General features: G+C 71.4%; 23 protein-coding genes. 11 read left to right on the top strand and 12 right to left on the bottom strand.

Going from position 1 to position 26004, the window contains the following annotated elements; genetic code table 11:
• Positions 1 to 136: 136 nt before the first annotated feature.
• Positions 137 to 709, top strand: a complete 573-nt coding sequence (locus K1T34_RS36110; RefSeq protein ID WP_220239201.1) for an ABATE domain-containing protein — start codon at positions 137 to 139, stop codon at positions 707 to 709.
• A gap of 134 nt (positions 710 to 843) precedes the next feature.
• A complete protein-coding gene (locus K1T34_RS36105) occupies positions 844 to 2436 on the top strand; it encodes a cytochrome c biogenesis protein DipZ (protein WP_220239200.1) in 1593 nt (530 codons plus the stop codon).
• A 28-nt stretch (positions 2437 to 2464) separates the two neighbouring features.
• Here K1T34_RS36105 and K1T34_RS36100 read toward each other — a convergent pair whose 3' ends face one another.
• On the bottom strand, positions 2465 to 3979 hold the full coding sequence (locus K1T34_RS36100; protein WP_220239199.1) for a long-chain fatty acid--CoA ligase: 1515 nt from the start codon (positions 3977 to 3979) through the stop codon (positions 2465 to 2467).
• Positions 3980 to 4131: 152 nt separating this feature from the next.
• On the opposite strand from K1T34_RS36100, the gene K1T34_RS36095 reads away from it, so the two are divergent.
• Both K1T34_RS36095 and K1T34_RS36090 read left to right on the top strand, forming a co-directional pair.
• Entirely contained in the window at positions 4132 to 4581 is a 450-nt protein-coding gene (locus tag K1T34_RS36095) for a MarR family winged helix-turn-helix transcriptional regulator (protein WP_220239198.1), read from the top strand.
• On the top strand, positions 4578 to 8417 hold the full coding sequence (locus K1T34_RS36090) for an ABC transporter ATP-binding protein (RefSeq protein ID WP_220239197.1): 3840 nt from the start codon (positions 4578 to 4580) through the stop codon (positions 8415 to 8417). Before K1T34_RS36095 ends, K1T34_RS36090 begins: the two co-directional genes overlap by 4 nt.
• 56 nt (positions 8418 to 8473) lie before the next feature.
• Here the strand turns inward: K1T34_RS36090 and K1T34_RS36085 are convergent, their stop codons facing one another.
• The 4 genes from K1T34_RS36085 to dgoD are packed head-to-tail and all read right to left on the bottom strand — an operon-like array spanning position 8474 to position 13131.
• Complete coding sequence (locus K1T34_RS36085; RefSeq protein ID WP_220239196.1) at positions 8474 to 9814, bottom strand: MFS transporter; 1341 nt, start codon at positions 9812 to 9814, stop codon at positions 8474 to 8476.
• Positions 9792 to 10805, bottom strand: a complete 1014-nt coding sequence (locus tag K1T34_RS36080; RefSeq protein ID WP_220239195.1) for a 2-hydroxyacid dehydrogenase — start codon at positions 10803 to 10805, stop codon at positions 9792 to 9794. The genes K1T34_RS36085 and K1T34_RS36080 overlap by 23 nt, the downstream gene beginning before the upstream one ends.
• Positions 10802 to 11932, bottom strand: a complete 1131-nt coding sequence (locus K1T34_RS36075) for a maleylacetate reductase (protein ID WP_220239194.1) — start codon at positions 11930 to 11932, stop codon at positions 10802 to 10804. The genes K1T34_RS36080 and K1T34_RS36075 overlap by 4 nt, the downstream gene beginning before the upstream one ends.
• Entirely contained in the window at positions 11929 to 13131 is a 1203-nt protein-coding gene (gene dgoD, locus K1T34_RS36070; protein WP_220239193.1) for a galactonate dehydratase, read from the bottom strand. The genes K1T34_RS36075 and dgoD overlap by 4 nt, the downstream gene beginning before the upstream one ends.
• A gap of 116 nt (positions 13132 to 13247) precedes the next feature.
• Between dgoD and K1T34_RS36065 the strand changes: the two genes are divergently transcribed.
• The 6 genes from K1T34_RS36065 to K1T34_RS36040 all read left to right on the top strand — a co-directional run bounded on the left by K1T34_RS36065 (position 13248) and on the right by K1T34_RS36040 (position 18074).
• Positions 13248 to 14138 carry a LysR family transcriptional regulator gene (locus K1T34_RS36065; protein WP_220239192.1) on the top strand — a complete coding sequence of 297 codons (891 nt, stop codon included), beginning with the start codon at positions 13248 to 13250 and terminating at the stop codon, positions 14136 to 14138.
• Positions 14139 to 14357: 219 nt separating this feature from the next.
• Positions 14358 to 14876, top strand: a complete 519-nt coding sequence (locus tag K1T34_RS36060; RefSeq protein WP_220239191.1) for a lytic polysaccharide monooxygenase auxiliary activity family 9 protein — start codon at positions 14358 to 14360, stop codon at positions 14874 to 14876.
• 146 nt (positions 14877 to 15022) lie between these two features.
• Positions 15023 to 16195 carry a glycoside hydrolase family 64 protein gene (locus K1T34_RS36055; RefSeq protein WP_220239190.1) on the top strand — a complete coding sequence of 391 codons (1173 nt, stop codon included), beginning with the start codon at positions 15023 to 15025 and terminating at the stop codon, positions 16193 to 16195.
• Positions 16196 to 16284: 89 nt separating this feature from the next.
• The gene (locus K1T34_RS36050) at positions 16285 to 17181 is read left to right on the top strand and encodes a sulfurtransferase (protein WP_220239189.1); all 897 of its coding nucleotides are present in this window, start codon (positions 16285 to 16287) and stop codon (positions 17179 to 17181) included.
• Between the two features lie 11 nt (positions 17182 to 17192).
• On the top strand, positions 17193 to 17489 hold the full coding sequence (locus tag K1T34_RS36045; RefSeq protein WP_220239188.1) for a putative quinol monooxygenase: 297 nt from the start codon (positions 17193 to 17195) through the stop codon (positions 17487 to 17489).
• Positions 17490 to 18074, top strand: a complete 585-nt coding sequence (locus K1T34_RS36040; RefSeq protein WP_220239187.1) for a TetR/AcrR family transcriptional regulator — start codon at positions 17490 to 17492, stop codon at positions 18072 to 18074.
• On the opposite strand, the gene K1T34_RS36035 is transcribed toward K1T34_RS36040, so the two are convergent.
• On the bottom strand, positions 18064 to 19191 hold the full coding sequence (locus tag K1T34_RS36035; protein ID WP_220239186.1) for a mandelate racemase/muconate lactonizing enzyme family protein: 1128 nt from the start codon (positions 19189 to 19191) through the stop codon (positions 18064 to 18066). The genes K1T34_RS36040 and K1T34_RS36035 overlap by 11 nt on opposite strands.
• Entirely contained in the window at positions 19188 to 19946 is a 759-nt protein-coding gene (locus K1T34_RS36030) for a creatininase family protein (RefSeq protein ID WP_220239185.1), read from the bottom strand. The genes K1T34_RS36035 and K1T34_RS36030 overlap by 4 nt, the downstream gene beginning before the upstream one ends.
• Positions 19947 to 19987: 41 nt before the next feature.
• On the opposite strand from K1T34_RS36030, the gene K1T34_RS36025 reads away from it, so the two are divergent.
• Complete coding sequence (locus tag K1T34_RS36025) at positions 19988 to 20917, top strand: ROK family protein (protein WP_220239184.1); 930 nt, start codon at positions 19988 to 19990, stop codon at positions 20915 to 20917.
• Positions 20918 to 20933: 16 nt separating this feature from the next.
• On the opposite strand, the gene K1T34_RS36020 is transcribed toward K1T34_RS36025, so the two are convergent.
• The 5 genes from K1T34_RS36020 to K1T34_RS36000 are packed head-to-tail and all read right to left on the bottom strand — an operon-like array spanning position 20934 to position 25924.
• Positions 20934 to 21734 carry an ATP-binding cassette domain-containing protein gene (locus K1T34_RS36020; RefSeq protein WP_220239183.1) on the bottom strand — a complete coding sequence of 267 codons (801 nt, stop codon included), beginning with the start codon at positions 21732 to 21734 and terminating at the stop codon, positions 20934 to 20936.
• Positions 21731 to 22522, bottom strand: a complete 792-nt coding sequence (locus tag K1T34_RS36015; RefSeq protein ID WP_220239182.1) for an ABC transporter ATP-binding protein — start codon at positions 22520 to 22522, stop codon at positions 21731 to 21733. Before K1T34_RS36015 ends, K1T34_RS36020 begins: the two co-directional genes overlap by 4 nt.
• A complete protein-coding gene (locus K1T34_RS36010; RefSeq protein ID WP_220239181.1) occupies positions 22519 to 23409 on the bottom strand; it encodes an ABC transporter permease in 891 nt (296 codons plus the stop codon). Before K1T34_RS36010 ends, K1T34_RS36015 begins: the two co-directional genes overlap by 4 nt.
• Positions 23406 to 24380 (bottom strand): ABC transporter permease, encoded by a 975-nt coding sequence (locus tag K1T34_RS36005; protein ID WP_220239180.1) that lies wholly within the window; start codon positions 24378 to 24380, stop codon positions 23406 to 23408. The genes K1T34_RS36010 and K1T34_RS36005 overlap by 4 nt, the downstream gene beginning before the upstream one ends.
• Complete coding sequence (locus K1T34_RS36000) at positions 24377 to 25924, bottom strand: ABC transporter substrate-binding protein (protein ID WP_220239179.1); 1548 nt, start codon at positions 25922 to 25924, stop codon at positions 24377 to 24379. The genes K1T34_RS36005 and K1T34_RS36000 overlap by 4 nt, the downstream gene beginning before the upstream one ends.
• Positions 25925 to 26004: the final 80 nt, after the last annotated feature.

Raw genomic sequence — 26004 nt, 5'->3', positions numbered from 1 at the left:
GGTGATGACGAAACTTTCGCACGCGAATTCGTCACCAGTCAAGACGGTTACGCATTTTTGCCGCACATTCCAGTTAAATTGCTTTTACCGGTTAGCGATTGTTGCGTTCTTTTTCGTCACCTGTCAGACTGGTGCGATGGAACACGCCTTCCCCTGCGGGAACCCGGCACTCGACTTCGTCGGGACCCTGCGCGCCCGGCGCAACGCCGAACCCCTGGAGAAGCTCGGTTCACCGCGCAACCTCGACGCGTGGTTCCGCGAGTCGGGCGTCACCGACACCGACCCGGGGAGCCGGCCGCAGGACGTGGCCGCCGCGATCGAGCTGCGCGAGGCGATCTACGCGCTGGTCGCGGCACGGCTGACCCACCACGAGCCCGACCTGCGGGCCATGGACGTGGTCAACGAGTTCGCGGCGCATCCCTCGACCGTGCCGCAGCTGGCACCGGAAGGTCGCCGGCTCGAAGCGACCCCCGCGCAGGCGCTGTCGTCGGTGGCCCGCGAGGCCGTGGAGATCCTCGGCGGGCCGGACGCCGACCTGCTCAAGGAATGCGGCCGGCCCGAGTGCACCCAGGTCTACCTCGACCGCTCCCGCGGGTCGCGGCGCGAGTGGTGCGCCATGGCGACCTGCGGGAACAAGATGAAGGCGGCCGCCTACCGGGCGCGCCAGCGCGGCAACCCGCCCCTGTCCCCGTCGCGACAGGTCGGCTGACCCGCTCCCCGGCACGGCCAGGCCGGTGAAGGCATTCCGCCTTCACCGGCCTTTTTCGTGTCTCAAGTCATAACCATCTTGATAGGTTACGAATAACCGCTAGGCTGCGAGCAATTCGTCCCCGGGGAGAAACCATGCTCACTCTTGTGCTCGCCGGCCTGCTCGCGGGCGCGGTCACGAGCATTTCGCCGTGCGTGCTGCCGGTCCTGCCCGTGGTCCTCACGGCCGGGTCGCGCCGGCCCGTGCGCGTGGTCGCCGGGCTCGTGCTGAGCTTCAGCCTCGCGACGCTGTTCGGCTCACTCGTGCTCAGCGCGTTCCACCTGCCGCAGGACCTGCTGCGCGACGCCGGGATCGCGGTCCTCGCCCTGCTCGGGCTGGGCCTGGTCTCGCGCCGCGTCGGCGAGCTGCTGGAACGGCCGTTCGCGCGGCTTCGCGGACGCGCGGCCGACCCGGACGCGGGCGGGTTCACCGTCGGCCTCGCCCTCGGCCTGGTCTACGTGCCGTGCGCGGGCCCGGTGCTCGCGACCATCGCCGTGCTCGGCGCGACGCACCAGGTCGGGTTCGGCGCGCTGGTCCTCACGGCGGCGTTCGGCGTCGGCGCCGGGATCCCGCTGCTCGCGCTCGCGCTGGCCGGCGACGCGCTGACGCGCCGCGTCCGGTCCCTGCGCGCCCGCGCCCGGGCGATCCGCGTGACCACCGGCGTCGCGCTGCTGGCGGTCGCGGCGGCCACGGCGTTCGACCTCACCGCCGGCCTGCAGCGCGCCGTGCCCGACTACACCGCGGCGCTGCAGAAGTCGTTCGAGGCCGGCACTTCCGCGACCGCGAGCCTGCACGAGCTCGGCGCCGCGCCCGAACCGACGGGCATCGCCGCGTGGCTCAACACCCCCGGCGGGCGGCCGCTGACGCTCGCGAGCCGGCACGGGAAGGTCGTGCTCGTCACGTTCTGGACCTACAGCTGCGTGAACTGCCTGCGCGCCCTGCCGCACTACGAAAGCTGGTACCGCATCTACCGAGATTCGGGGCTCGAGGTACTCGGGGTGCACACGCCCGAGTTCGCGTTCGAGCACGAACCCGCCAACGTCGCCGCCCAGGTGAAGGCCCTCGGCGTCGACTACCCCGTGGCGATCGACAACGACTACGCCACCTGGAACGCCTACGGCAACCAGTACTGGCCCGCCTCCTACCTCGTCGACGCCTCCGGCCAAGTCCGCGGCTCCCACTTCGGCGAAGGCGCGTACGCGGACACCGAACAGCAGCTCCGCGGCCTCCTCACCGACGCCGGCGCCGGTCCCCTGCCGCCGCCCACCGACGTCCCCGACCGGACCCCGGTGCAAGCCTCCACGCCGGAGACCTACCTCGGCCCGGCCAACGCGCCCCTCGACATCACCGGCGACCAGCCACCGCCGGGCCGGACCCGCACGCTGCGCTTCCCCGCCGCCGTCGCTTCCGACACCTTCGCCCTGGACGGCACCTGGACCGCGTCGGGCGAGTCCCTCACCGCGGGCCCGGCCGCGCGCCTGCGCCTGAACTTCCGCGCCCGCGCCGTCCACCTCGTCCTCGCCGGCACGGGCACGCTCACCGTCGATCTCGACGGCACCCGCACGACAGTGGCGGCTTCGGGCGTCCCGAAGCTCTACACGCTGGTTTCCGGCCCGGCGGCCCGCCATTCGACGCTGACACTGTCGCTCACCCCGGGGCTCCAGGCGTACGACTTCACGTTCGATTGAACCGGGGCCCTCCGACCACAGTGGACGGTCACTTCCCCCGCAACGGCAGCTTCGTGATCTTCCCCGTCGGCCCCTTCGGCAGCTCGTCGACGATCCGCACCCGGCGCGGGTACTTGTACGCGGCGATCCGTTCCTTCGCCCACGCCACGATCTCCTCCGGCTCCGCCGACGCACCCGCCTTCAGGGAGACCACGGCGACGATCTCCTCGCCCAGCCGCTCGTCCGGCTCCCCGATCACCGCGGCCTCCCCGATGGCCGGGTGCCGGTAGAGGAGTTCCTCCACCTCGCGCGGGTACACGTTGTACCCGCCCCGGATCACGAGGTCCTTCTTGCGGTCCACGACGAACACGAACCCGTCCTCGTCGACGTAACCCAGGTCCCCGGTGTGGAACCACCCACCCCGGAACGCTTCGGCGGTCTCGGCGGGCCGCTTGTAGTAGCCCTTTGTGATGTTGTGCCCGCGCAGCACGATCTCGCCCACGTGGTCGACGCCTTGCGGCAGCGGCCGGTCCTGCGCGTCGACGATGCGCAGCTGCACGCCCCAGATCGGCTTGCCGATGGAGAGCACCTTGCGGTTGGCGGCGCCCGGGTTCACCGTGGTCGTCGACGCGGACTCGGACAGGCCGTAGCCCTCCAGCACGGGGATGCCGTACTTCTCCTCGAACGCCAGCAGCACCTGCTCCGGGATCGCGGCGCCGCCGGAGCTGCCGATGCGCAAGCTGCTCGTGTCGTACGCGGAGCTGTCGGCGACGGCCAGCGCGTGGTACATCGTGGGCACGCCGGCCATGATCGTCACGCGGTCGCGCTCGATCGCCTCCAGCACCGCCTTCGGCTCGAACCGCCGGACGACCGACACCGTGCGCGCGTGACGGGCGGCGGAGTTGAGGATGCTGGACAGGCCGTAGACGTGGAAGAACGGCAGCACCGCGAGCACCACGTCCTCGGGCTCCGTGCCAAACGTCTGCCCGCCGATCGTGCACGTCATGTACAGCGAGAAATGCGACAGCTCGGCGCCTTTCGGACGTCCGGTAGTGCCGCTCGTGTACAGCAGCACGGCGGTGTCGTCGGCCGCGCCGGGGTACAGGTCACCGTCGTCCTCGGCGTCGAGCAGCTCGGCGAACCCGACCGCGCCGGCGGGCCACCCGTCCAGCCCGCCCACGACGACCGCGGCCACCTCGGGCACCTCGGCGAGCGCCTTCGCCACCTCGCCGGCCAGCGCCGTGTCGGCGATGAGCAGCCGCGAGTCGGAGTCGGCCAGGTGGTAGGCGATCTCGTCGGCCTTGAGCAGCGGGTTCAGCGGCACCATGGTGAGCCCGGCCTTGAGGATCCCGAAGTACGCGAACACGAACTCGGGCACATTGGCCAGCTGCACGGCGATCTTGTCGCCCGGCGCGAAACCTCGCGCGCGCAACGCCGTCGCGACCCGGCCGGACGCCTCGTCCACCGCGGCGTAGGAGTGGATTCCACCCGGAAAACGCAGAAAGTCCTTTTCCGGCTGGGCGAGCGCGGACTCGTGCAAGATCGTGGCCAGGTTGAAGCTCACGCTACCTCCGAACCTCGTTCTGCCCGCGGCGCGCGTGAGCAGAGAACTCCGTTGTCGACCCAGGCCGGTCGAGCCCAGGCTACCGAATCTTGTTCGGTCCGCCGAGACCCACTAGTTCGACGATCGAACAAACAGGGGTTACAGTCGGGATCATGCCGTCCCCCGGAGAATCCCGCGAGCAGACCGCGACGAGCGCCGTGCGCGCACTGGCCCGCGTCTCGCGGCTGCTGGAGCGCTCGTCGGGAGAGCTGAACCTCGCCCACTACCGCGTGCTGTCCGCCGTCGCCTCGGGCGACGAGCGCGCCTCCCGCGTGGCCCGGCGGCTCGCGCTCGGCCGCCCGGCGATCAGCGCCGCCGTCGACGCGCTCACGAAACGCGGCCTCCTGATCCGCGGCGATGTCGACGCCGACCACCGGGCCACGGCGCTTTCCCTGACACCGGAAGGCGAACGGCTGCTCGCCGCCACCGAGGCCGAGATGATCAAGGGGCTCCTCGCGCTGGTCGCCCGCACGCCCGACGGCGACGTGGTGCTCGAGTCGCTGGGCCGGCTCGGTGACGCGATCGACGAGGTCATGGCCGAGCGGTCGGCCGGAAACCGGTGAGCGAACCCGAAGAGAAGTCCCGCTGGTTGCGCCGCCTCGGCGGCTACGTCCTGCGCCACCGCCGCGAGCTGCTGATCGCCTTCGGCGCCGCCGTGCTCGGCAGCGCCTGCCAGACCGTGGTGCCGCTGCTGGAACGCCAGATCGTGGACGGGGTGATCCTCAGCCGCTCAGCTTCGCTGTGGCCGTGGCTGATCGCTCTGCTCGTGCTCGCCGCGGCCGCGTTCGTGTTCGCCTACCAGCGGCGCTACCGCGGCGGCCGGGTCGCGCTGGCCGTGCAGTACGACCTGCGCAACGACATCCAGGCCCACCTGCAGCGCATGGACTTCGCGAACCTCGATCGCATGCCCACGGGCCAGCTCGTGTCGCGCGCGACGTCGGACTCCGCGCTCGTGCAGGGCCTGCTGAGCCTGTTGCCCATCATGAGCGGCAACATCCTGCTGGTCCTGCTCTCGCTCGGCGTGATGCTGGTCCTCTCGCCTCTGCTCGCGCTCGTGAGCCTGGTCGTGGTGCCGCTGCTGCTCATGGTGTCCTACCGGATGCGCCGGCGGATCTTCCCCGCCACCTGGGCCGCGCAGCAGCGCGAGGGCGACGTGGTGCAGATCGTCGACGAGGACGTCAACGGCGTGCGCGTGGTCAAGGCGTTCGGCCAGGAGGACCGGGAGCTGGGCCGCCTGGCCGACACCGCCGGCGATCTCTACGGCATGCAGCTGCGGGCTGTGCGGCTGCAGTCGCGGTACCAGCCGCTGCTTCAGGCGATCCCCGCGCTCGGGCAGGTCGCGATCCTCGTGCTCGGCGGCTGGCTCGCGCTGCACCACGGGCTCAGCCTCGGCACGTTCCTCGCCTTCTCCACCTATGTCGGGCAGCTGATGGCCCCCGCGCGCCAGCTCGCGGGTGTGCTCGCGATCAGCCAGCAGGCCCGCGCGGGCGTCGAGCGGATCTTCCAGCTGATCGACCTGGAGCCGGACATCGCCGACGCCCCCGACGCCGTGGACCTGCCGACGGCCAAGGGCGAGATCACGTTCGAGAACGTCCACTTCGGATACTCGCCCGACGCGCCGGTGCTGCGGGGCTTCGACCTGCACATCGCGGCCGGCGAGCGCGTCGCGCTGATCGGCCCGAGCGGCAGCGGCAAGACCACCGCGACCACGCTCGTGTCCCGTTTCCACGACCCGGAGTCCGGCGCCGTGCTGCTCGACGGGCACGACCTGCGCACGGTGCGGCTCGAATCTCTGCGGTCCCAGGTCGGCGTGGTGTTCGAGGAGAGTTTCCTGTTCTCCGACACCATCCGCGCCAACATCGCCTACGGCAGATCGGGCGCCACCGACGAGGAGATCCTCGCCGCCGCCGAGGTCGCCGAGGCCGACGCCTTCATCCGCGCCCTGCCGCAGGGTTACGAGACCGTAGTCGGCGAACGCGGGCTCTCGCTCTCGGGTGGGCAGCGCCAGCGCGTGGCGCTGGCCCGCGCGATCCTCACCGACCCCCGGGTGCTCGTGCTCGACGACGCCACCAGTGCCGTCGACGCCAACACCGAGGAGTCGATCAACGCGTCGCTGCGCACGGTGCTGGCCGGGCGCACCACGCTGCTCGTCGCGCACCGCCGCTCGACGCTGCACCTGGCCGACCGCGTGGTGGTGCTCGACGGCGGCGTGGTCGCCGACCAGGGCACCCACGAGGAGCTGGTCGAGCGCAGCGCCCTCTACCGCACGCTGCTCACCGGTCTCGAGGAGGAAGCCGCCGAACGAGTCGGCGACCGCATCGAGGCCCTCACCGTGGCCGGCACCACCGCGTCGGCCTGGCGTGGGGAACGCAACGGGCACAACGGCAACGGGCAGAACGGCAACGGCCGGCGCGTCACGGCCCGCGCCACCGGAGCCGTGGGCATCGGCGCCGGCCTCGGCGGCTCGGCCGGCGGCAGCGGCTGGCGCGCCGCACTGCCTCCGACCCCGCAGCTGCTCGCCCGCGTCGACCAGCTGAAACCCGTGCGGGACTTCGCGAAGGTCGACCTCGCCACCGAAGCCCGCCAGGAGCGCACGTTCTCCCTGCGCACGCTGCTGCGTGAGTTCCGCCGTCCGCTGCTGTTCGGGCTGCTGCTCGTGGTGATCGACGCCGTCGCGTCGGTGATCGGGCCGGTGTTCGTCAAAAGGGGCATCGACGACGGCGTGCTGCAGGGCGCGCAGGCCGTGCTCTTCGGCGCCGCCGGGCTGTTCCTACTGATCACCCTGATCGCGTTCCTCGACGAGGTGGCGCAGACGTTCGTGACCGGCCGGACCGCGCAGCGCGTGATGCTGTCGCTGCGGATCCGGATCTGGGCGCAGCTGCAACGCCTTTCGCTCGACTACTACGAGCGCGAGATGGCCGGCCGGATCATGACGCGGATGACCACCGACGTCGACCAGTTCGAGTCGCTCATCCAGAACGGGCTGCTCTCGGCGCTGGTCGCGTTCGTGACGTTCGCCGGGGTCGGCGTGACGCTGGTCGTGGTCAACCCGCTGCTGGGCCTGTGCACGCTGTCGGTGGTGGTGCCGCTGGCCATCGGCACGGTGATCTTCCGCCGGCGCGCCGCGAAGCTCTACGACGTGGCGCGCGACCGCGTGGCGATCGTGAACGCCGACTTCCAGGAGAGCCTCTCGGGCGTACGCGAGTCCCAGGCGTTCGCCCACGAGGACGAGACGATCCGCCGCTTCCGCCGGCTCGGGCGCGACTACCTCGACTCGCGCTACTCCGCGCAGCGGCTGGCCGCCACCTACTTCCCGTTCGTGCAGTTCCTCTCGGCGGGCGCCGACGCGATCGTGCTCGGGGTCGGCGCCGGGATGATCTACACCGGCAGCCTGACGCCGGGCGCGCTGATCGCGTTCATCCTCTACATCGACCTGTTCTTCTCCCCCATCCAGCAGTTGTCGCAGGTGTTCGACTCGTGGCTGCAGACGCGCGTGTCGGTGAGCCGCATCTCCGACCTGATGCGGCTGGAGACGCTCACCCCGCCCGCCGTCCAGGCGATCGACCCCGGCCGGCTACGCGGCGAGATCACCTTCGACGGGGTGCGCTTCGCGTATCCGTCGGCGCCTGCGCTCGGCACGGGTGAACGCCGTGGTCCCGCCGACCCCCGGCTGGTCGCGGGCTCGCAGGCCGTGGCGAAACCGCCGGAGGCGCTGCGCGAGGTCGACCTGACGATCGCGGCCGGCGAGACCGTGGCGCTGGTCGGCGAGACGGGCGCGGGCAAGTCGACGCTGGTGAAGCTGCTCGCGCGCTTCTACGACCCGGACACCGGCAGCGTCCGCGTCGACGGCCACGACCTGCGCTCACTCGACCTCGCCGCCTACCGTCGCGCACTCGGCTACGTGCCCCAGGAGGCGTTCCTGTTCACCGGCACCGTGCGCGACAACATCGCCTACGGCCGCGCCGACGCCACCGACGCCGAGGTGGAGGCGGCCGCACGGGCCGTCGGGGCGCACGAGTTCGTGGCCACGCTGCCCGGCGGCTACCTGCACGAGATCGCCGAACGCGGCCGCTCGCTCTCGGCCGGGCAGCGCCAGCTCCTCGCGCTCGCCCGCGCCCAGCTCGTGGACCCGGCGATCCTGCTGCTCGACGAGGCGACGTCGAACCTCGACCTCGCGGCCGAAGCCCACGTCGCCGAGGCGATGCGCACGCTCTCGGCCGGGCGCACGACCATCGTGATCGCCCACCGGCTGCAGACCGCGCAGTCGGCCGACCGCATCGTGGTGCTCGACCGCGGCCGCATCGCCGAGGCCGGCAGCCACGACGAGCTGCTCGACCGCGGCGGCCACTACTCCGGGATGTGGGAGGCGTTCGAGCTGCTGTCGGGACAGCGTTCGTAGGACGTGGTGTGGAACCCGTTCCGGACCGGTGGGGGGCAGCCGGCCCGGAACGGGGGTCAGGCGCCCGCGCGCTCGGTCACCGCGGGAAAGGGCTCGACCATCGGTGCCAGGTCGGTGCCGCGGGTCTCCGGCAGGGCGAGCACCGCGAGCAGGCCGGCGACGGCGACCACGACCATCGCGACCGCCACGAGGCTCGGGGAACCGGCGCCGAGCGTCACGAGGCCGACGCAGATCACCGGGGCGGGTCCGGAGAGCACCGCGCCGGGGATCTCGCGACCCAGCGCGAAACCGCTGAAGCGGTACTGCGCGGGGAACAGCTCGGCGTAGAACGCGGCCTGCGAACCGAACATCGCGAGGCAGCCACCGAGCGCGAGGGCGAAGGCGAGCACGATCAGGCCCACGTTGCGGGTGTCCAGCAGCCAGAAGAACGGGAACGGCACCAGCGCGCAGAAAGCGCTCACCGCGACGTACACCGGCTTGCGCCCGGAGCGGTCGGAAACCTTGCCCAGCACGGGGATCACCGCCGCACCGACCGCGCAGCCGACCAGCACCGCCACGAGCGCGCTGCTCTTGGCCACGCCCTTGCCCGCCAGGTAGCTGAGCGAATAGGTCTGAACCACGTAGATGTTGAACGCCAGCACGCCGTTGGCGACCATCACCAGCAGCAGCCGCTTCGGCATTGCCTTGATCATGGTGAGGGCAGGCACCTTGGTGCGGGCCCGAGCTTCCTTCAGCTCGGCGAACACCGGTGACTCGGGCACGCGCAGGCGGATCAGCAGGCCGATGCCGACCACGACGAAGCTCAGCAGGAACGGCACTCGCCAGCCCCAGCTCATCAGCTGGTCGTTCGGCAGCGCCGAGACGCTCGCGCTCACCGCGGCCGCCAGCCCGATCCCGAGGAACACCCCCGAGGCGGGCAGCGAGGCGAAGTAGCCGCGCTTCTTCGCCGGCGCGAACTCCGCGACCATGGTCACGGCGCCCACGTACTCGGCGCCGACGCCGAGCCCCTGCAGCAGTCGGCAGACCACGAGCAGCACCGGCGCGAGCATCCCGATGCCCGCGTAGGTGGGCAACAGCCCGATCACGACAGTCGCGATCCCCATCAGCAGCAGCGTGCAGACGAGAGAGAACCGGCGGCCGTACTTGTCCCCCACGTGGCCGAAGATCATCGCGCCGAGCGGCCGGGCGAAGTAGCCCACGCCGAAGGTCGCGAACGCGGCGACGCGCCCGGCGGTGTCGGAGAACTGGGGGAAGAACAATGTGCCGAACACGAGCGCCGCGGCCTGGCCGTAGACGGCGATGTCGTACCACTCGATGAGGCTCCCGATCACCGTCCCCGGGATGAGACGGCGCCGGGACTCGGCCCAGATCTGGTCAGGTGTTCCGGTGGGGGTCATGGCTTGCTCCTCCTTGAGCGGTGCCATTCGGCGGGCGAACGACGTGGCGCAACGGCTCCCCTGCGGCGAGCCGGTTGATGTTTTCCGCGATGACCGCGTAGCGGCGGCGCGGCAGCTGGGTGGTCCAGGCGCTGGAGTGCGGCGTGCACCAGGCGTTCGGCAGGTCCCACAGCGGGTGTGCCGCGGGGGCCACGGCCTCCCCGCCGCTGCCGGGGTAGCGGTACCAGACGTCGAGGATCGCGCCGCCGATCCCGTTGTCCCGCAAGGCTTCGTAGAGCGCGGTCTCGTCGACGATCGGCGCGCGGGAGATGTTCACCAGCACGGCGTGGGCCGGCATCCGCGCCAGCGCCGCGGCGTCGATCAGCCCCGTCGTCTCCGCCGTGAGCGGGCAGGCGAGCACGAGGTAGTCGGCCGTTTCCTGCACCTGCGCCAGCCGGGCGGTCGGCAGCACCTTCGCGATGCCGTCACCCCTCGCGAAGTCGTCCACCGCGAGCACCTCGACGCCGAACCCGGCGGCGCGCTCGGCGATGGCCCGCCCGATGCGCCCGTAGCCGACGAGACCGAGCGTCTTGCCGTACAGCTCGCCGTGCGGGACGCGGTGCGCGTAGAGCTCCGGCCACGCGTCCGCGCCGAACGACGCCTGCAGTTCTGCCGCCCGGATCTCCCACTCCAGCAGCCGGGCGAGGACGAACTCCGCGATCGGCGTCTCGTGCTCGAACACGTTGGCCACGGCGGTTTCCGGGGCCAGCGCGGCGAAGTCGATCCGATCGAGGCCCGCGCCCGGCACGTGCAGGAGCCGGAACGGCGGCGCCTGGCCCTCCGGGCGGGAGAACCGCAACGAGACGACGACGTCGTCCGGGCCGAGCTCCCCGTCGAACGCGGCCGAGTCGGCGGCCGCCCACGGCAGCCCGGCCACCTCGTACGGCTGCGCGAGGTGCGCGCGCAGGTCGTCCTCGTGGTCCGCGGCTTCGCCGATCAGCAGGATCCTCATCGCGAACCACCCGGACGGGTCCCGTCGGCAGCCGCGCGGAGGATGGCGCGCACGGCGGCCGGCGTGACCGGCGCCGGGTTGCCCGCCCGGCCGCCATCGTGGGTGTCGGGCGTGGCCGGAGCACCGTCGGCCGTGGTCGCGATCTCGACGGCGCGGTCCTCGTCGCCGGGGCCGAAGCCGACGTCGGCGAGGCGCACCGGGAGTCCCGCGCCGGTGGCGAGGTCCCACAAGGCGCCGGCAAGGTCGTCGGTGCCGAGCGCGGCCGCGATCCGCCCGAGCGGCCCGGGCGCGTGGCGCACGAGGTGGTCGGTCACGTAGGGCAGCACCACGGCGTGCGCGACTCCGTGCTCCACGTCGTAGCTGCCGCCGAGCATGTGCGCGATCGCGTGCTGCATCGCGAAGCCGCCGGTGAGCGCGGCCCCGGAAAGGTAGGCGCCGTAGAGCATTTCGTTGCGCAGCGCGAGATCGCCCGGGTTCGCGAGCAGCGCCGGCAGCGTGGTCGCCACCACCCGGGCGCCCTCGACCGCCGCGGGCGCGATCAGCGGGCTCAGGCTGGGCAGGTAGATCGCGTCGACACAGTGCGCCAGCGCGTTCATCGCGCTCGACGCGCTGACCGCCGGCGGCAGCGACAGCGAGAGCTCGGCGTCGTAGATCACTGTGGACGGTCGCATCGCGAGGCTTTCGTGCATGCGCTTCACGCCGTCGGCGGTCATCCCGCAGAAGCCCGTCATCTCCGAGCCGGAGTAGGTGGTGGGCACGGCGATGATGGGCAGTCCGGAGAGGTACGCGATGCCCTTGCACAGGCCCGTCGCCGCGCCGCCGCCGATCGCGACGAGGCAGTCGGCGCCCCGGCTCGCCGCCTTCTCGGCGCCGCGGCGCGTGAGCTCCACCGGCACCTGGCTCACGGCCTCGGGCAGCAGCCCCGCGCAGCGATCGCCGATCGCGGTCGCGAACCGGTCACCGAGCTCGGTGCGGCCCGGGGTCGTGACGACCAGCGCCCGGCTCGCGCCGAGCCGCTCCACTTCGTCGCGCAGGCCGGCCGAGGTGCCGGGGCCGAAGACCACCCGCGGCGGCGTGGCGTTGTGCACGCCGGCGGGGTGGGCGAACGTCCGCATCGTGGTGGTCACCAGTCCACCACCGTTCCGTCGGCCAGCACGGCCGAGCTGCTGTGCGGCACTTCCGGTTTGAACGGGTGCTTCGCGGCCTCCCGCTCGTCCACCTCGACCCCGAGCCCGGGTTCGTCGGGGACCTGCCAGTGGCTGCCCACCCGGGTCATCGGGGTGCGCACGACGTCGTCGTACCAGCTCACCGCGCCGCTCATCTCCTCTTGGATCACGAAGTTCGGGGTGCTCACGTCGAAGTGCAGGGCCGCGGCCCCGGCGATCGGGCCGTTGGGGTTGTGCGGCGCGACGCCCACGAGCTCGGTGTCGGCGATGGCCGCGATGCGCTTGCCCTCCAGCAGCCCGCCGGTGTGGTTGAGGTCGGGCTGCGCGACGTGCACCGCCTTCGCCGCGAACACCGGCAGGAACTCGCCGAGGCCCACCAGGCGTTCCCCGGTCGCGATCGGCACCCGCGAACGCTCGGCGACCTGCCGCAGTGCTTCCGTGTCACCGGGCTGCACGGGTTCTTCGCAGAAGAGCGGCTCGTACGGCGCCAGCACCTCGATGTACTGCAAGGCCGCGGCGACGGACGCGGTGCGGCCGTGGAAGTCGACCATGATGTCCACGTCGGGGCCGACGGTGTCGCGCAGCGTCGCCATCAGCTTGTCGACGTGCCGGCGCTCCGCGGCGACGGTGAGGTGGTTGCCGTAGGGGATGAACACGACTTTGAGCGCGTCGTAGCCCCGCTCGACGACCGCCGCGGCCTTCTCGCGCAGCCGGCCGGCGTCGGCCGTGTCGTAGACCGAGCTCATGTCGCCGAGCCCGAGGTGGGTGTACACGCGCACCGAGTCGCGGACCCGGCCGCCGAGCAGCCGCCACACCGGCAGCCCGACGGACTTGCCGAAGATGTCCCACAGCGCGTGCTCGATGCCGCTGATCGCGGTGGCCCCGATGATGCCGAGGCGGTAGTAGCTGTGCTTGGTCAGCACGCGCACGATCTGCTCGATGTCCCGCGGGTCGCGGCCGATCACCAGCGGCGCGAGGTCCTCGATCGCCCCGGTCACGGCCCGGGTCTTCCAGTTGAGGCTCGCCTCGCCCCAGCCGTACAGACCGTCCTGGTCGGTGCGGACCTTGACCAGGATCCAGTTCCGCAGCTCCGCGTTGACGACGGTCGTCTCCACGGACGTGACGCGGATCGGCGGACCGTCGGACGTCGGCAACAGCATTCGGTGCTCTCCGTTCTTCGAGTGGCGCAGGCCACGGTAAGAGCGCCGAGACGATTGGGTCCAACTCTTTGTCTGGATCTATTGATTTGTTTTGATTATCAGAGTTGGCTGGGCCGATGGACCGGACCGGACTCGAGTGCTTCGTGGCGCTCGCCGAAGAACTGCACTTCAGCCGTGCCGCCGAGCGCTGTCACATCAGCCAGCCGGCGATGAGCCAGCAGATCCTGCGCCTCGAGCGAGCACTCGACGTGCGTCTCGCCCACCGGAACAAGCGCTCGGTCTCGCTCACGCGGGCGGGAGAGGTCTTCCTGGCCGAGGCGCGCAAGGTGCTGCGGCAGATGGACGACGCCGCGGCGCTCACCCTGCGAACCGACCGCGGCGAGGTCGGTCAGCTCACGGTCGGCGTCACGTCGCCCGCGCTCTACGTCGTCTACCCGGAGATCGCCGCGTTGTTCCGCGCACGGCTGCCGAATGTCGGCCTCGTGGTCCGCGAGCTGACCACCGCGGAGCAGGAGCACGCGCTGCGCCGTGGCGACCTCGACGTCGGCGTGGTGCACCCGCCACTGGACGACGCCGGCCTCGCGGTCGAAGAGATCGGCCGGGCACCGTTCCAGCTTGCACTCCCGGAGGGCCACCCACTCACGGCGCACGAGTCGCTCGAGCTGGGCGACCTCGAAGGCGAGCAGGTGGTGATCTTCCCGCGTCAGATCGCGCCGCAGCTCTACGACACCGTGCTGCTGCTGTGCCGCGAAGCGGGCTTCAGCCTGAAGATCGCGATGGAAGCCCACCCCGCGCAGTCGATCATCGCGCTGGTCGCGGCCGGGCTCGGTCTCGGGTTCATCGCCTCGGAGACGCAGCGCCTCACCCGCGCCGGCGTGGTCTACCGGCCGATTCGGGGCCCACGGCCACAGCTGGGCATCGGGGTCGCGTACCACGCCGACGGGATCGCCCCGGCGGTGCGCACGTTCGTCCACGCGGCGCGGGAAGCCGGCGCTTCGATGCACTGAAAACCGATCTTCGGTTGGCCACTTACCAACTTCGAGCTTCTCTTTGCCAGTTGTTGACCAAGGTCGATCTTCGGGGTTATGGTCTAGACCACAAAGTCACCCTTCGCTCGCACACCTCCCCGGCGGCCCGCCAGTGCGCCGCTGCGCCGTACCCAGCAGCGTCGTACCCACGGCGTCGCAGCCGAGGCCGGGAAGCGAGCATTCCCCGAAGGAGCTGAAATGAAAGCGAACCGGAAGATCCTCGCCGGACTCGCGGGCGCCGTGCTCGCGCCGGTGCTCGTCCTGGTCAGCCCCGCCGGCATCGCGAGCGCCCACGGGTACGTCAACTCCCCCGCCAGCCGGCAGGCGCAGTGCGCGCAGGGCGTGGTCGACTGCGGTGAGATCAAGTACGAACCGCAGAGCGTCGAGGGTCCGAAGGGCCTGCACAGCTGCAACGGCGGCGTCGCGCAGTTCGCCGACCTCAACGACAACTCCAAGCCCTGGCAGGCCGCTCCGGTCGGGAAAACGGTCACGTTCACGTGGACCTTCACCGCGCGCCACAGCACCGCGAGCTACGAGTATTTCATCGGCGACGAGAAGATCGCGAGCTTCGACGGCCACAACCAGCAGCCGCCGGAAACCGTGACACACCAGGTGGACCTGGGCGGCCACACCGGCCGCCAGACCGTGCTCGCCGTGTGGAACATCGCGGACACGGCCAACGCGTTCTACTCCTGCATCGACCTCCAGGTCGGCTGAGCGGGATCGCCTGCGCCTGACAAGAAGGCAGGCGCAGGCGATCCGCACCACTTTTCGCCGGGGATTTCCCCGGCGTGTCCCCGTTTTCGCCGACCCGCGGTCCGGAGTGTGGTCGGCGTGCCCGCGAACCCCAGGAGGCGGTTTCCTTGATTTCCCGGCGAGCTTTCCTCGGCGCGTCCGCCGCGGCGGCGACTTTTCCGTTGTGGGGCACCAGAATCTCCTCCGCCGCGACGCCCGACACGGTGAAGGTCGCGTTCGACGACCGCTCAGGCGCCGGCGAAACCTACGCCTACATCACGGGTATCGCACCAGGCAACAAGGTCGTGATCCTCAAGGCCGACGGCACGCCGTACTACCCGCCCTCCCCCGCGGCGGACCAGACGCCGCTCGCCGAGGACTGCGCCATCCCGGTGAAATCGCTGCCGCAGGTGAGCGTGCCGAAGATGGCGGGCGCGCGGATCTACGTGGTGACCGACGCGAAGCTCGACTTCTTCGTCAACCCCGGCCCCGCGCTGGTGCACCCGAGCTTCGTCAACACCGCGGACCCGAACCACGGCCGCGACTGGTCGTTCTGCGAGTTCACCTTCAACGACGCGGTGCTGTTCGCCAACATCAGCTACGTCGACTTCGTCGCGATCCCCCTGGGCCTGCACCTGCGGACCACCGGCTCGGGCGACCAGACCGTGCCCGGGCTGCCCGCCCGCTCGCTCGACCCGATCTGCGACGCGCTCAAGGCCCAAGGCGGCGCGTGGGCCGAACTCGTGGACGCCGGCTCCGACGGCCCTCCGCTGCGCGCGTTGTCCGCGCAGCACCGCGCCGACCGCTTCACCGGTTACCTCGACAGGTACATCGACTCGGCCTGGCAGAAGTACGCGAGCACCGACCTCACCGTCGACTCTCAGATCCCGGGTCTGGGCAAGTTCACCGGCCGTGTCGGCAGCGACGGCATGCTCGCCTTCACCAACGGCGAGCGCTTTGCCAAACCAGTGACCGCCGACGTGTGGAGCTGCGACAGCGGCCCGTTCGCGCTGAAGGACGGTGACAGCGACGCTCGCAAGGCCATCGTCCCCCGGCTGGCGGCCGCGCTGAACCGCACGACGCTGCTCGACAACCCGAACCAGCCGGACGGCGAAGACCCCGCGAAGTTCTACACCGCCGCCGAAACCAACCACTACGCCCGCATCGTCCACAGCCGCCTGCCGGACGACCGCGGCTACGCCTTCCCCTACGACGACGTCTCCCCCGGCCCGGACTTCAGCGGCGCCGTACAGGCGGGTGACCCGGACACGCTCACCATCACGATCAACGCGCTGCGCTGACCTGCCGGGAATGACACCGTCCAGAACTGTACTGTATGGTACAGACTGAAGGCGGGCACCGGCCCCGCCGGAGGGACGGGCCCGAGCCGATGCCACGCACCGATTTCCTGGTCACCACCGAGTGGCTGGCCGCACACCTGCACGATCCGGACGTCCGGATCGTCGACATCCGCGGCTCCGTGCCGCCGCTGCCCGGCCAGGGCGCGGGGGCCTCTTCACCGCGGCCGGCCGGCCTCGGCTACGAGAGCTCGGCCGACGAGTACGCCACCGGTCACGTGCCCGGCGCGGTGTTCCTCGACTGGACGCGCGACATCGTCGACCCGGACGACGCCGTGCCCGTGCAGGTGGCCACCGAGCGGCAGTTCGCCGACGCGATGGCGCAGGCCGGGATCGGTGACGAGCACCTCGTGGTGGCCTACGACACGCACCCGGCGTCGACCTTCGCCACGCGGCTGTGGTGGGCGCTGCACTACTACGGCCACCACCGCGTGGTCGTGCTCGACGGCGGCTTCACCCGGTGGCAGCAGGAAAACCGGGCCGTCGACACGGCCGTGCCGCAGCACCCACGCGCGGTGTTCACCCCGCGCACTCGCCCGGAACTGCGGGCCACGGCCGAGGACGTGCTGGCCGCATTGGACAAACCGGAGATCCAGCTCGTCGACGCCCGCGATCCCGGCCAGTACACCGGCGAGATCGCGCGTCCCGGCAACCGGCCGGGGCACATCCCCGGCGCCGTGAACGTGCCGCGCGAAGACCTCGTGGACCTCGCCACCGGCACCTGGCGCTCCGCGGCCGAGCTGAAGGACCTCTTCACCGCGGCCGAGCTCGACCCCGGCCGGCCGATCGTGGCCTACTGCAACGGCGGCGTCGCGGCCTCGACCGTCCTCTTCGGACTCGCCATCGCCGGTTACCCCCTCGGGACCAACTACGACGGCTCGTGGAACGAGTGGAGCGCCCGCGCCGACCTGCCCGTCGAAACCGCCTGAGGGAGGCAGTCATGGTCACCGAAGTCGCCACCCTCACCGCGCTGCCCGGCGGTGAAGACGAGCTGGGCCGGGCCATCGCTTCGGGCGTGCCCTACCTGCGTGAGCACCCGGACTGCCTGGAGGCGACGATCAGCCGCTGTGTGGAAGAACCCGGCCGCTTCACCGTGGCGGTGGACTGGACGTCGGTCGAGGCGCACGAGCGGGGTTTCCGCGCCAGCCCGCTGTTCAAGCAGTGGATCGGCTCGATCGCGGGCAAGTTCGACCCCGCGACGCTCGACACCCGCCACTACGAGACCTATCCCGCGTAGATGCGCCCCGAACCGACCACGAGCCGCGGCCGCCGCACGCGCGAGAAGATCGTGACCACGGCCGCGCGGCTGATGCACGAGCGCGGCATCGGCGGCACGCCGCTGGAAGAGGTGCTCGCCGAGAGCGGCACCGGCAAATCCCAGCTGTACCACTACTTCGGCGGCAAGCAGGACCTCGCCGTCGCCGTGCTGGAGTACCAGCTGGAGCGCGTTCTGGCCGCGCAGCCGTCGCTGCACGACGAGGAGTGCACCGACCTGCGCCGCTGGCGCGACGAGGTGCTCGCCGCGGCCGACGAGAGCGGCTACGGCAACTGCCCGCTCGGCGCCTTCGTCGGCCAGGTCGACGACGACGCCGAGCTGGGCACCACCCTCGCGCGCCTGTTCGACCGCTGGCAGGACGCCATCACCACGCTCGTCCGCCGAGCCCAGGCGGCGGGCGAGATCCCCGCGGACGTCTCCGCGGAGCACCTCGCCCTGACGCTGCTCACCGCCCAGCAGGGCGGCACCGCGCTGTCCCACCTGCACGGCTCACCCGAAGCGCTGGTGTGCTCCCTCGACGGCGTGCTCGCGCGCGTCAGCCCGTGAGGTCGCCTTCGGCGGCGTTCTTCGCGGCGTAGAAGGCGAGCTTGTCCTCGTCGACCTCCACACCCAGGCCGGGGCCGGTCGGCACGCGCAGACGGCCGGCCTCCAGGTGCAGCGGCTCGACGATGTCGTCCACGTGCAGGTAGTACATGCTGTCGATCGCGCGCGAGAGCACGGGCGTGCTGGCGACCACGGCGAGGTGCGCGGCCGTCGCGATGCCCAGCTCGCCGCCGCTGTGCAGGTTCATGCCGAGGCCGAACGTCTCGCAGTGCGCGGCGAGCGCCTTCGTCGCCGCGATGCCGCCCCACTTGTAGACGTCGCCGTGGATCACGTCCACCGCGCCGAGGCGCATCGCCGGGGCGAACTCCTCGAACCGAACCACGCACATGTTGGTGCACAAGGGGATCCGCACCTTTGCGCGGACCTGGCTCATGCCCTCGATGCCCACGCACGGGTCTTCGAGGTACTCCAGGTCGAGCTCCTCCATCGCCAGCCCCGCGCGGATCGAGTCGGGCACGGACCACGCGGCGTTCGGGTCCACGCGCAGCTGGACGTCCGGCAGCGCTCGCCGCAGCTCCCGCATGATCTTGACGTCACCGAAGACATCCGTGGTGCCCTTGAGCTTCACGGCCGTGAAGCCGCCCTCGGCCACGACCTTCGCCGCGTGCTCGGCGATCCCCTGCGCCAGCTCACGGCCCTGCGCGCCGGGCGCGTCGGCGCGGGTCACCAGCGCGGTGATCGGCACCTCCTCGCGCACCGGGCCGCCCAGCAGGTCGGTCACGCGCTGCCCGGTGGCCTTGCCCATCACGTCCCAGCACGCGACGTCCAGCGCCGCCAGCGCCGCGTAGCCCAGGTAGCCGTGGAAGAAGGGCACCATGTGGTGCCGCTGGTGGAACGCCTCCAGCGCGAACGGACTCTTGCCCACCAGCTCCGCGCCGAGCTGGCGCGTGAGCTCCGCGACCGGGCGGCCCCACATCGTCTCGCCCCAGCCCTCCACGCCGGTGTCGGTGCGCAGGCGCACGACCGTGCGGGTCTCCCCCGTCTTGGTCTCGAACGAGCTGGTGAACGGGTTGGTCAACGGCAGGTTCACGACCTGCACGTCGACGTCGGTGATCTTCATGCCTCCCCTTCGGTGTGTACGTGTTCTCCGGTGGCCGCGGTGGCGTTGTGGAAAGCGCGGATCGCCGCCGCCAAGGCCGCCACCCGCCGGTCGAGCAGGTCGGCACCGCGGTCGGCGGTCGCCGCCGTGGCGTCGTCGGTGGAGCCGCCGACGCGGGCCCACTCGCCGTGGCGCTCGACCGTCAGCCCGGGGTAGGGCGGCCGGTCGAACAACGGCGGCGGGGTCACGTCCGGCCGAGGCGCGGGTTCGCGCACCAGGTCCGGCTTCGCGGCGAGCATCAGCGACGTCTCGAACAGCCCGGCGTGACCCGGCGAAGCGGCTTCGCCGAGCGACCAGTACGAGCACGCGGCGAGTGCGACGTCGGCCTGCAGCGCGTACTGCTTCACCGCCAGGCGCATGATCTCGTCGTTGCCGCCGTGGCCGTTGACCACGAACACGCGCCGGAAGCCGCTGCGCACGAGCGAATCGAGCACGTCGGCGAGCACGGCCTGCAGTGTGGCGGCCGAGAGCGAAACGGCCGCGGCGAACAGGTGGTGCGGGCTGTGGCCGAACGGCAGCGCGGGCAGCCGCACGACCTCCGGATCGCCGCCGAGGCGGGTGAGCGCGCCGTCGACCACGGCCTCGGCGAGCATCGTGTCGGTGCCCATCGGCAGGTGGCCCGCGTGCTGCTCCTGCGAGCCGATCGGCAGCACCGCGATGGCCGACGGCGCGGCCGCGCGCACCTCCCGCCAGGTCATCCGCGTCAGTTCGGGCATGTGGGCTCCCCTCGTCGGGCCGGGCGTGGCATCGTGACCGCATGAATTCCGGCGAACGGCCAGCACTGCGGCTGGTTCCGGCTGCCGAGCCGCGCACGCCGGACGCACCGCTGCTCGGCGCCGTCGAGCTGGTGCCCGGGCGCGTGCGCGCCGCGTTGCTCGACTTGTCGGGCACGGTGCTCTGGCAGGCCGAGGCGATGTACCCGCACGGCACGGCCGACCCCGGCGAGATCGACGCCGCGCTCACCTCGGCGCTGCGGTTCCCGAGCGCACCGGCCGGAGTCGGGATCGCCGCCGCGGGCCTGCTCGACGCGTCGGCGGGCGTGATCATCGAGGTGCACGAAGTGCCCGCGCTGCACGGCTACCCGGTGGCCGACGTCGTGACCCGGCTCGTGGGCGTCCCCGTGCATGTGGAACACCTCGCCCGCGTGCAGGTCCTCGGCGACCGCTGGTTCGGCCCGGGCCGCGGCCGCACGACGTTCGCGTCGGTGTCCACCGGCGAGGTCCTCGGCGTCGGCATCCTCTACGACGGTGAGGTGCTCGCCCCGCCGGGTGGGCGCAGCGGCGCGCACATGACGGTGGCCGCGAGCGGTCTGCCGTGCACCTGCGGCGCACGCGGCTGCTGGAAAACCGTCGCGACCACGTCGTGGCTGCGCGCCGAGGCCGAACGGCGCGGGCTGGCCGCCCGCGGCGTCCGCGAGCTGGCCGGCGACCCGCTGCTCGACGAGTACGCGGGCAACATCGCCCTGGGCCTGGTCAACATCCAGCAGCTGTTCGCCCCCGGCCTCTTCATCCTCCACGGCGAAGCGTCCGAAGGCGGCGAAGCGTTCCGCGCCCGCATCGAGCACCGCCTGCGCGAGGACTCGTCGTGGGCCACCGGCGCGGAACCCCCGCGGGTGCTGGTCAACACCGGCCCGGCCGACGACATCGTGCTGCTCGGCGGCGCGGGCCTGGTGCTGTCGCGGCACTGAGGTCACGTCGGCCACCTCACGACGCGGCCCATCGCCGGGCCCGCCGCGGATCCGGGTCCGGCACCGCGTCGAGCAACGTCCGCGTGTACTCGTGCTCTGGCGCCGAGAAGAGCCGCTGTTTCGACGCGAGTTCCACGATCCGGCCCGCCCGCATCACCGCCACCCGGTCGGCGATCTGCTGCACCACCGCGAGGTTGTGCGACACGAACACGTACGTCAGCTGCAGCCGCGACTGCAGTTCGGCGAGCAGGTCGAGCACCTGCGCCTGCACGGAGACGTCGAGGGCGCTCGTCGGCTCGTCCAGCACGACCAGCCGCGGTTCGAGGGCGAGCGCGCGGGCGATGGAGATGCGCTGGCGCTGCCCGCCGGAGAACTCGTGCGGGTAGCGGTCCTGCACCTCCGGCGCGAGGCCGACGGCGTCGAGCAGCTCGTCGACCCGCGCGCGCAACCGCGTGCGGCCACGCCGACCGCGCAGGCCGCGCTCGTGCGTGACCAGCGGTTCGCCCACGATCTCGGTGACGCGCAGGCGCGGGTTCATGCTGGAGTACGGATCCTGCAGCACCACCTGCATCTCGCGGCGCACCTTGCGCAGGCGGGCCGCGGGCAGCGTCGCCAGGTCGGCGCCGTCGAAGCGGACACTGCCCGCCGTCGGCTCGGCCAGCCGCAGCAACAGCCGCGTCAGCGTCGTCTTGCCCGACCCCGATTCCCCGACCACGGCGAGCGTCTCGCCGGAGACCACGTCGAGGTCGACGTCGTCTACGGCGGACACCGCGCCGTAGTCCTTGCGCAGGCCCCGGATCTCGACCAGGTTCGTCATACCCGCTCCAGCTTCGGTGTGGCGCGCAGCAGCTCGCGCGTGTACTCCTCTTGCGGTGTCTCGAACACCGGCAGTACTGCGCCGGTCTCGACCACGCGGCCCGAGCGCATCACCACGACCCGGTCGGCGACCTCGGCCACCACGCCCAAGTCGTGGGTGATCAGCACGATCGCCATGCCGTGGCGGCGCTGCAGCTCCACGAGCAGCTCCAGGATCTGCGCCTGCACGGTCACGTCGAGCGCGGTTGTCGGCTCGTCGGCCACGAGCACCCGCGGCCGGCCGACCAGCGCCATCGCGATCATCACGCGCTGGCGCAGCCCACCGGAAAGCTGGTGCGGGTACTGGGCCGCCCGCCGTTCCGCGTCCGGGATCCCGGCCTCGGCCAGCGCTTCGACCGCGGCTTTGGCCGCTTCGGCCCGCGAAGCACGTGCGTGCCGGCGGACGACTTCCGCGACCTGCGCACCCACGCGTTTCACCGGGTTGAGGCTCGTCATCGGGTCCTGGAAGACCATGGCGACGTCGTTGCCGCGGATGCGCCGGAGGTCCTTTTCGGACAGTCGTAGTACGTCACGCCCGTCGAGCAGCACCTCACCCTCGTAGACGCACGGCGGTTCGGGGTTCAGCCGAAGCAACGACAGGGCCGTGGCCGTTTTGCCGCTGCCCGACTCCCCCACCACCGCCAGCGTCTCGCCCTCGTCCACGGCGAAGCTCACGCCGTCGACGGCCGTGACCGTGCCGGTGTCGAGCCGGAACTCAACCCTCAGGTCCTTGATCTCCACGAGGCTCATGAGCGGTACGCCTTCGGGTCCGCGACGTCGCGCAGGACGTCTCCGGTGATGTTGACGGACAGCGCGGTGAGCATCAGCGCGATGCCGGGGAACACGGCCACCCACCACGACGTGCCCAGGTACAGCTGGCCGTCGCTGAGCATGCCGCCCCAGGTCACGGTCTGTTTCGGCACGCCGAGGCCGAGGTAGCTCAGCGACGCCTCGGCCACGATCGCGGCGGCCACGTGCAGCGTGCCGATGGTGGCGAGCGGCGCCATCACGTTGGGCAGCAGGTGGCGGCGCATGATCGCGAGGTCCGTGACGCCGATCGCCCGCGCCTCCGTGACGAACTCCCTGGTGCGCAAGGAAAGCACTTCGGAGCGGATAACGCGGGCGTAGGAGACCCAGCCCGTGAAGCCGAGCACCAGCACCACGTACCACAGGCCGGAGCCGAGGAACCCGACAATGGCGAGCGCGAGCAGGATCGGCGGGAACGCGAGCTGGATGTCGGCCAGGCGCATGAGGATCCGGTCGAACCAGCCGCCGAGGAACCCGGCCACCAGCCCGATCGCCGCGCCGACGATCCCGGCGAGCAGCGCCGCGCACGCCCCCACCAGCAACGAAATCCGTGCGCCGTAACAAAGCCGCGAAAGGATGTCGCGCCCGAGCTGGTCGGTGCCGAGGAGGTGCCTCGCGTCGCCGCCCGATTGCCACGCAGGCGGGTGCAGGCGCACCAGCAGATCCTGCGCGCCCGGGTCGTACGGCGCGATGAGCGGTGCGAACACCGCGACCAGCACCATCAGCGCGAGCACGGCCACGGCGACGGCGCCGAGCCGGTTGCGCAGCATCGCGCGCACGGCGCTCGGCCGGACGGATCGCACAGTGGCGACAGCGGTGATGGCGGTCATGAGGTCACCCGCACCCTCGGGTCGAGAATCGTGTAGGACAGGTCCACCAGCAGGTTCACGATCACGAACGTGGCGGCGAAGAACAGCACCGCCGCCTGCACGAGCGGGAAGTCGCGGTTCTGGATCGCCTCGACCGTGAGCCGGCCGAGGCCGGGCCACGAGAACACCTGCTCGGTGAGGATCGCGCCACCCAGCAGCGAGCCGACCTCGAGGCCGACGACCGTGACCACGGGCAGCGCGGCGTTGCGCATGCCGTGGCCGAGCACGATCCCGCCAGTGCCGAGGCCCTTGGCTTTCGCGGTGCGGATGAAGTCCGAACCGAGCACGTCGATCAGCGACGAGCGCAGCAGCCGCGCGATCACCGCCACCGAGTACACGGCGAGCGTGACCGCGGGCAGGATCAGGTGCTCGATTCCGCCGTAGCCCGACGCGGGCAGGATCTTCAGCTGCACCGCGAAGATCAGGATGAGCAGGATCCCGACCCAGAAGGCCGGAGTGGACTGTCCGACCAGGACACCGGCCATCACGCCGGAGTCGCCGGCGCGGCCGCGGCGCATCGCGGCGAACGTGCCCGCCGGCACCGCGAGCGCGAGCGCGACCAGCAGCGCGGCCCCCGCCAGCTCCAGCGTCGCCGGGATGCGGGAGAACAGCACGTCGGTCACCGGCTGGTCGTAGACGAGCGAGGTGCCGAGCTTCAGCCGGGGCAGGCCGGCGAGGTAGTCGAGGTACTGCGTGATCAGCGGCCGGTCGAGCCCGAGGCTCGCGCGCAGCGTCGCCTCCTGCGCCGCGGTGGCGTCGGGCGGGAGGATCAGCTTCACGGGGTCGCCCGAGAGCCGCACGAGCAGGAACGCCGCCGTGGCCACGAAGAACAGCACCACGATCGCCGTGAGCACCTTCGTCACGACCACGCGCAGCACGCCGGCGCCGGCTCGCGCGGGCAGCCGGGTGGCGGTGGTGACCGGCGCCGTCACGGGGTCACCCTCGCCGAGGCCATGGCGAGCACGCCGACGACACCGGGCTGCCACGTCGGCCGGGTGTTGACCGCGTAGACGTTGTCGATCTGGTAAAGGAACACGAACGGCGCCTCCTGCTTCAGAAGTTGCTGCAGCGACGTAAAGGCCTTCTGCCGGTCGGCGGGCGCGAGGGAGAGTTCCTCGCCGTCGATGAGCCGATCGGCTTCGGCGTTGTGCCAGCGGCTTTGGCGCCGGTCGTGGCGGACGTTGGACTGCACCAGGCTTTCGGCGTCGAGCGTCCAGCCGGTGCTGGCGGCGAGGTAGATCGGGCCGAGCGCGCCGCGGTTGTCCGACGTCAGCCGGCTCGTGTAGGTGCCGGAGTCCACGAGGTCGACGCGCGCCCGCACGCCGACCTTCGCGAGCAGCCCGGAAATCGCCTCCGCGACGTTGGAGTCGGCCGTGAGCGCGCTGATCGACGTGTCGAACCCGTTCGCGTACCCGGCCTCGGCCAGCAGGCGCTTGGCTTCGCCAAGGTCGCGCGTGTACGGCGTGATCGACGGGTCGAAGCCGAACGACTCGCGCGGGAACATCGTCGGCACCTCGCGGGCTTTGCCGTCGAGCACCGCCTTGATCAGCAGCGGCACGTCGACGGCGTGGTTGAGCGCCTGGCGCACCCGCACGTCGCGCAACGGGCCTTGCGTGGTGTCGAGCGAGAGGTACGAGGTGCGGATGCCCGGGAAGTGGCGGATCTCGACGCCCGGGTACCCCTGGATCTGCAGCGCGGCGTCGGGCGTCAGGCCTGCGACGATGTCCACCTCGTCGCTCTGCAGCGAAGCGAGCGCGGACGACGGGTCGGCCATCGGAAGGAAGACGAGCTCGTCGTAGGCGGGTTTGCCGCCCCAGTACGCGGGATTCGCGCGCATCCGCAGCTGGTGGTCGCGCTCGAATTCCTCGAAGGTGAACGGCCCGGTGCCCACCGGATGCTTCGCGAAGCCGGCCGAACCGACCTGCTTCAGGTACTCCGGTGGCACGGCGACGCCGCCGAACAGCGAGACCTTGGCGGGGATGATCGGGTCGGCCTCGCTGCAGCGCAGGTCCACCGTCAGCGGGTCGACGACCACGGCCTGCTTCACGTAGCGCAGCTCGACGATCGGTGACTTCGTGGCGGGGTCGAGCAGCCGGTTGATGCTGAAGGCCACGGCCTTGGCGTCACACGGCTCGCCGTTGTGGAACTTCACGCCGGGCCGGAGCTTGAAGCGCCAGGTCAGCGGGTCGGGCGAGGACCACGACAGGGCCAGCCCGGGTTTGAGCTGGTTGTCCGGACCTCGCGTGGTGAGCGTGTCGAACATGTTGATCAGCACGTTCATGGAGGTCAGGTCGCCCTGTTTCTGGGGATCCAGGGTTTTCGGGTCCGAGGTCTGGGCCACGCGCAGCACGGTGCCGGGAGTGCCGGCGGCGCTGCCGCACGCGGTGAGCAAGCTCGGCAGGGCGAGTGCGGGCAGCGCGAGGCCGCCGAGCCGGAGGGCGTCGCGGCGGGACAGGCGGGGACGCGGAGGGGCCACGGGGTGCCTACTCCTTTCGATCGTTTCGTGAAGTGAAAGACCGTTCCGTCAGGTGGAATGCGATTGCGCTAAGGTAGGCG

The sequence above is a fragment of the Amycolatopsis sp. DSM 110486 genome, from assembly GCF_019468465.1.
Classification (GTDB): Bacteria; Actinomycetota; Actinomycetes; order Mycobacteriales; family Pseudonocardiaceae; genus Amycolatopsis.
This window is presented reverse-complemented; position numbering and strand designations above follow the sequence as displayed.

Coding starts and splice junctions, on each gene's coding strand:
- K1T34_RS36110 (WP_220239201.1), top strand. CDS start 137: ATGGAACACGCCTTCCCCTGCGGGAACCCGGCACTCGACTTCGTCGGG.
- K1T34_RS36105 (WP_220239200.1), top strand. CDS start 844: ATGCTCACTCTTGTGCTCGCCGGCCTGCTCGCGGGCGCGGTCACGAGC.
- K1T34_RS36095 (WP_220239198.1), top strand. CDS start 4,132: ATGCCGTCCCCCGGAGAATCCCGCGAGCAGACCGCGACGAGCGCCGTG.
- K1T34_RS36085 (WP_220239196.1), bottom strand. CDS start 9,814: ATGACCCCCACCGGAACACCTGACCAGATCTGGGCCGAGTCCCGGCGC.
- K1T34_RS36080 (WP_220239195.1), bottom strand. CDS start 10,805: ATGAGGATCCTGCTGATCGGCGAAGCCGCGGACCACGAGGACGACCTG.
- dgoD (WP_220239193.1), bottom strand. CDS start 13,131: ATGCTGTTGCCGACGTCCGACGGTCCGCCGATCCGCGTCACGTCCGTG.
- K1T34_RS36065 (WP_220239192.1), top strand. CDS start 13,248: ATGGACCGGACCGGACTCGAGTGCTTCGTGGCGCTCGCCGAAGAACTG.
- K1T34_RS36060 (WP_220239191.1), top strand. CDS start 14,358: ATGAAAGCGAACCGGAAGATCCTCGCCGGACTCGCGGGCGCCGTGCTC.
- K1T34_RS36050 (WP_220239189.1), top strand. CDS start 16,285: ATGCCACGCACCGATTTCCTGGTCACCACCGAGTGGCTGGCCGCACAC.
- K1T34_RS36045 (WP_220239188.1), top strand. CDS start 17,193: ATGGTCACCGAAGTCGCCACCCTCACCGCGCTGCCCGGCGGTGAAGAC.
- K1T34_RS36040 (WP_220239187.1), top strand. CDS start 17,490: ATGCGCCCCGAACCGACCACGAGCCGCGGCCGCCGCACGCGCGAGAAG.
- K1T34_RS36035 (WP_220239186.1), bottom strand. CDS start 19,191: ATGAAGATCACCGACGTCGACGTGCAGGTCGTGAACCTGCCGTTGACC.
- K1T34_RS36030 (WP_220239185.1), bottom strand. CDS start 19,946: ATGCCCGAACTGACGCGGATGACCTGGCGGGAGGTGCGCGCGGCCGCG.
- K1T34_RS36025 (WP_220239184.1), top strand. CDS start 19,988: ATGAATTCCGGCGAACGGCCAGCACTGCGGCTGGTTCCGGCTGCCGAG.
- K1T34_RS36020 (WP_220239183.1), bottom strand. CDS start 21,734: ATGACGAACCTGGTCGAGATCCGGGGCCTGCGCAAGGACTACGGCGCG.
- K1T34_RS36015 (WP_220239182.1), bottom strand. CDS start 22,522: ATGAGCCTCGTGGAGATCAAGGACCTGAGGGTTGAGTTCCGGCTCGAC.
- K1T34_RS36010 (WP_220239181.1), bottom strand. CDS start 23,409: ATGACCGCCATCACCGCTGTCGCCACTGTGCGATCCGTCCGGCCGAGC.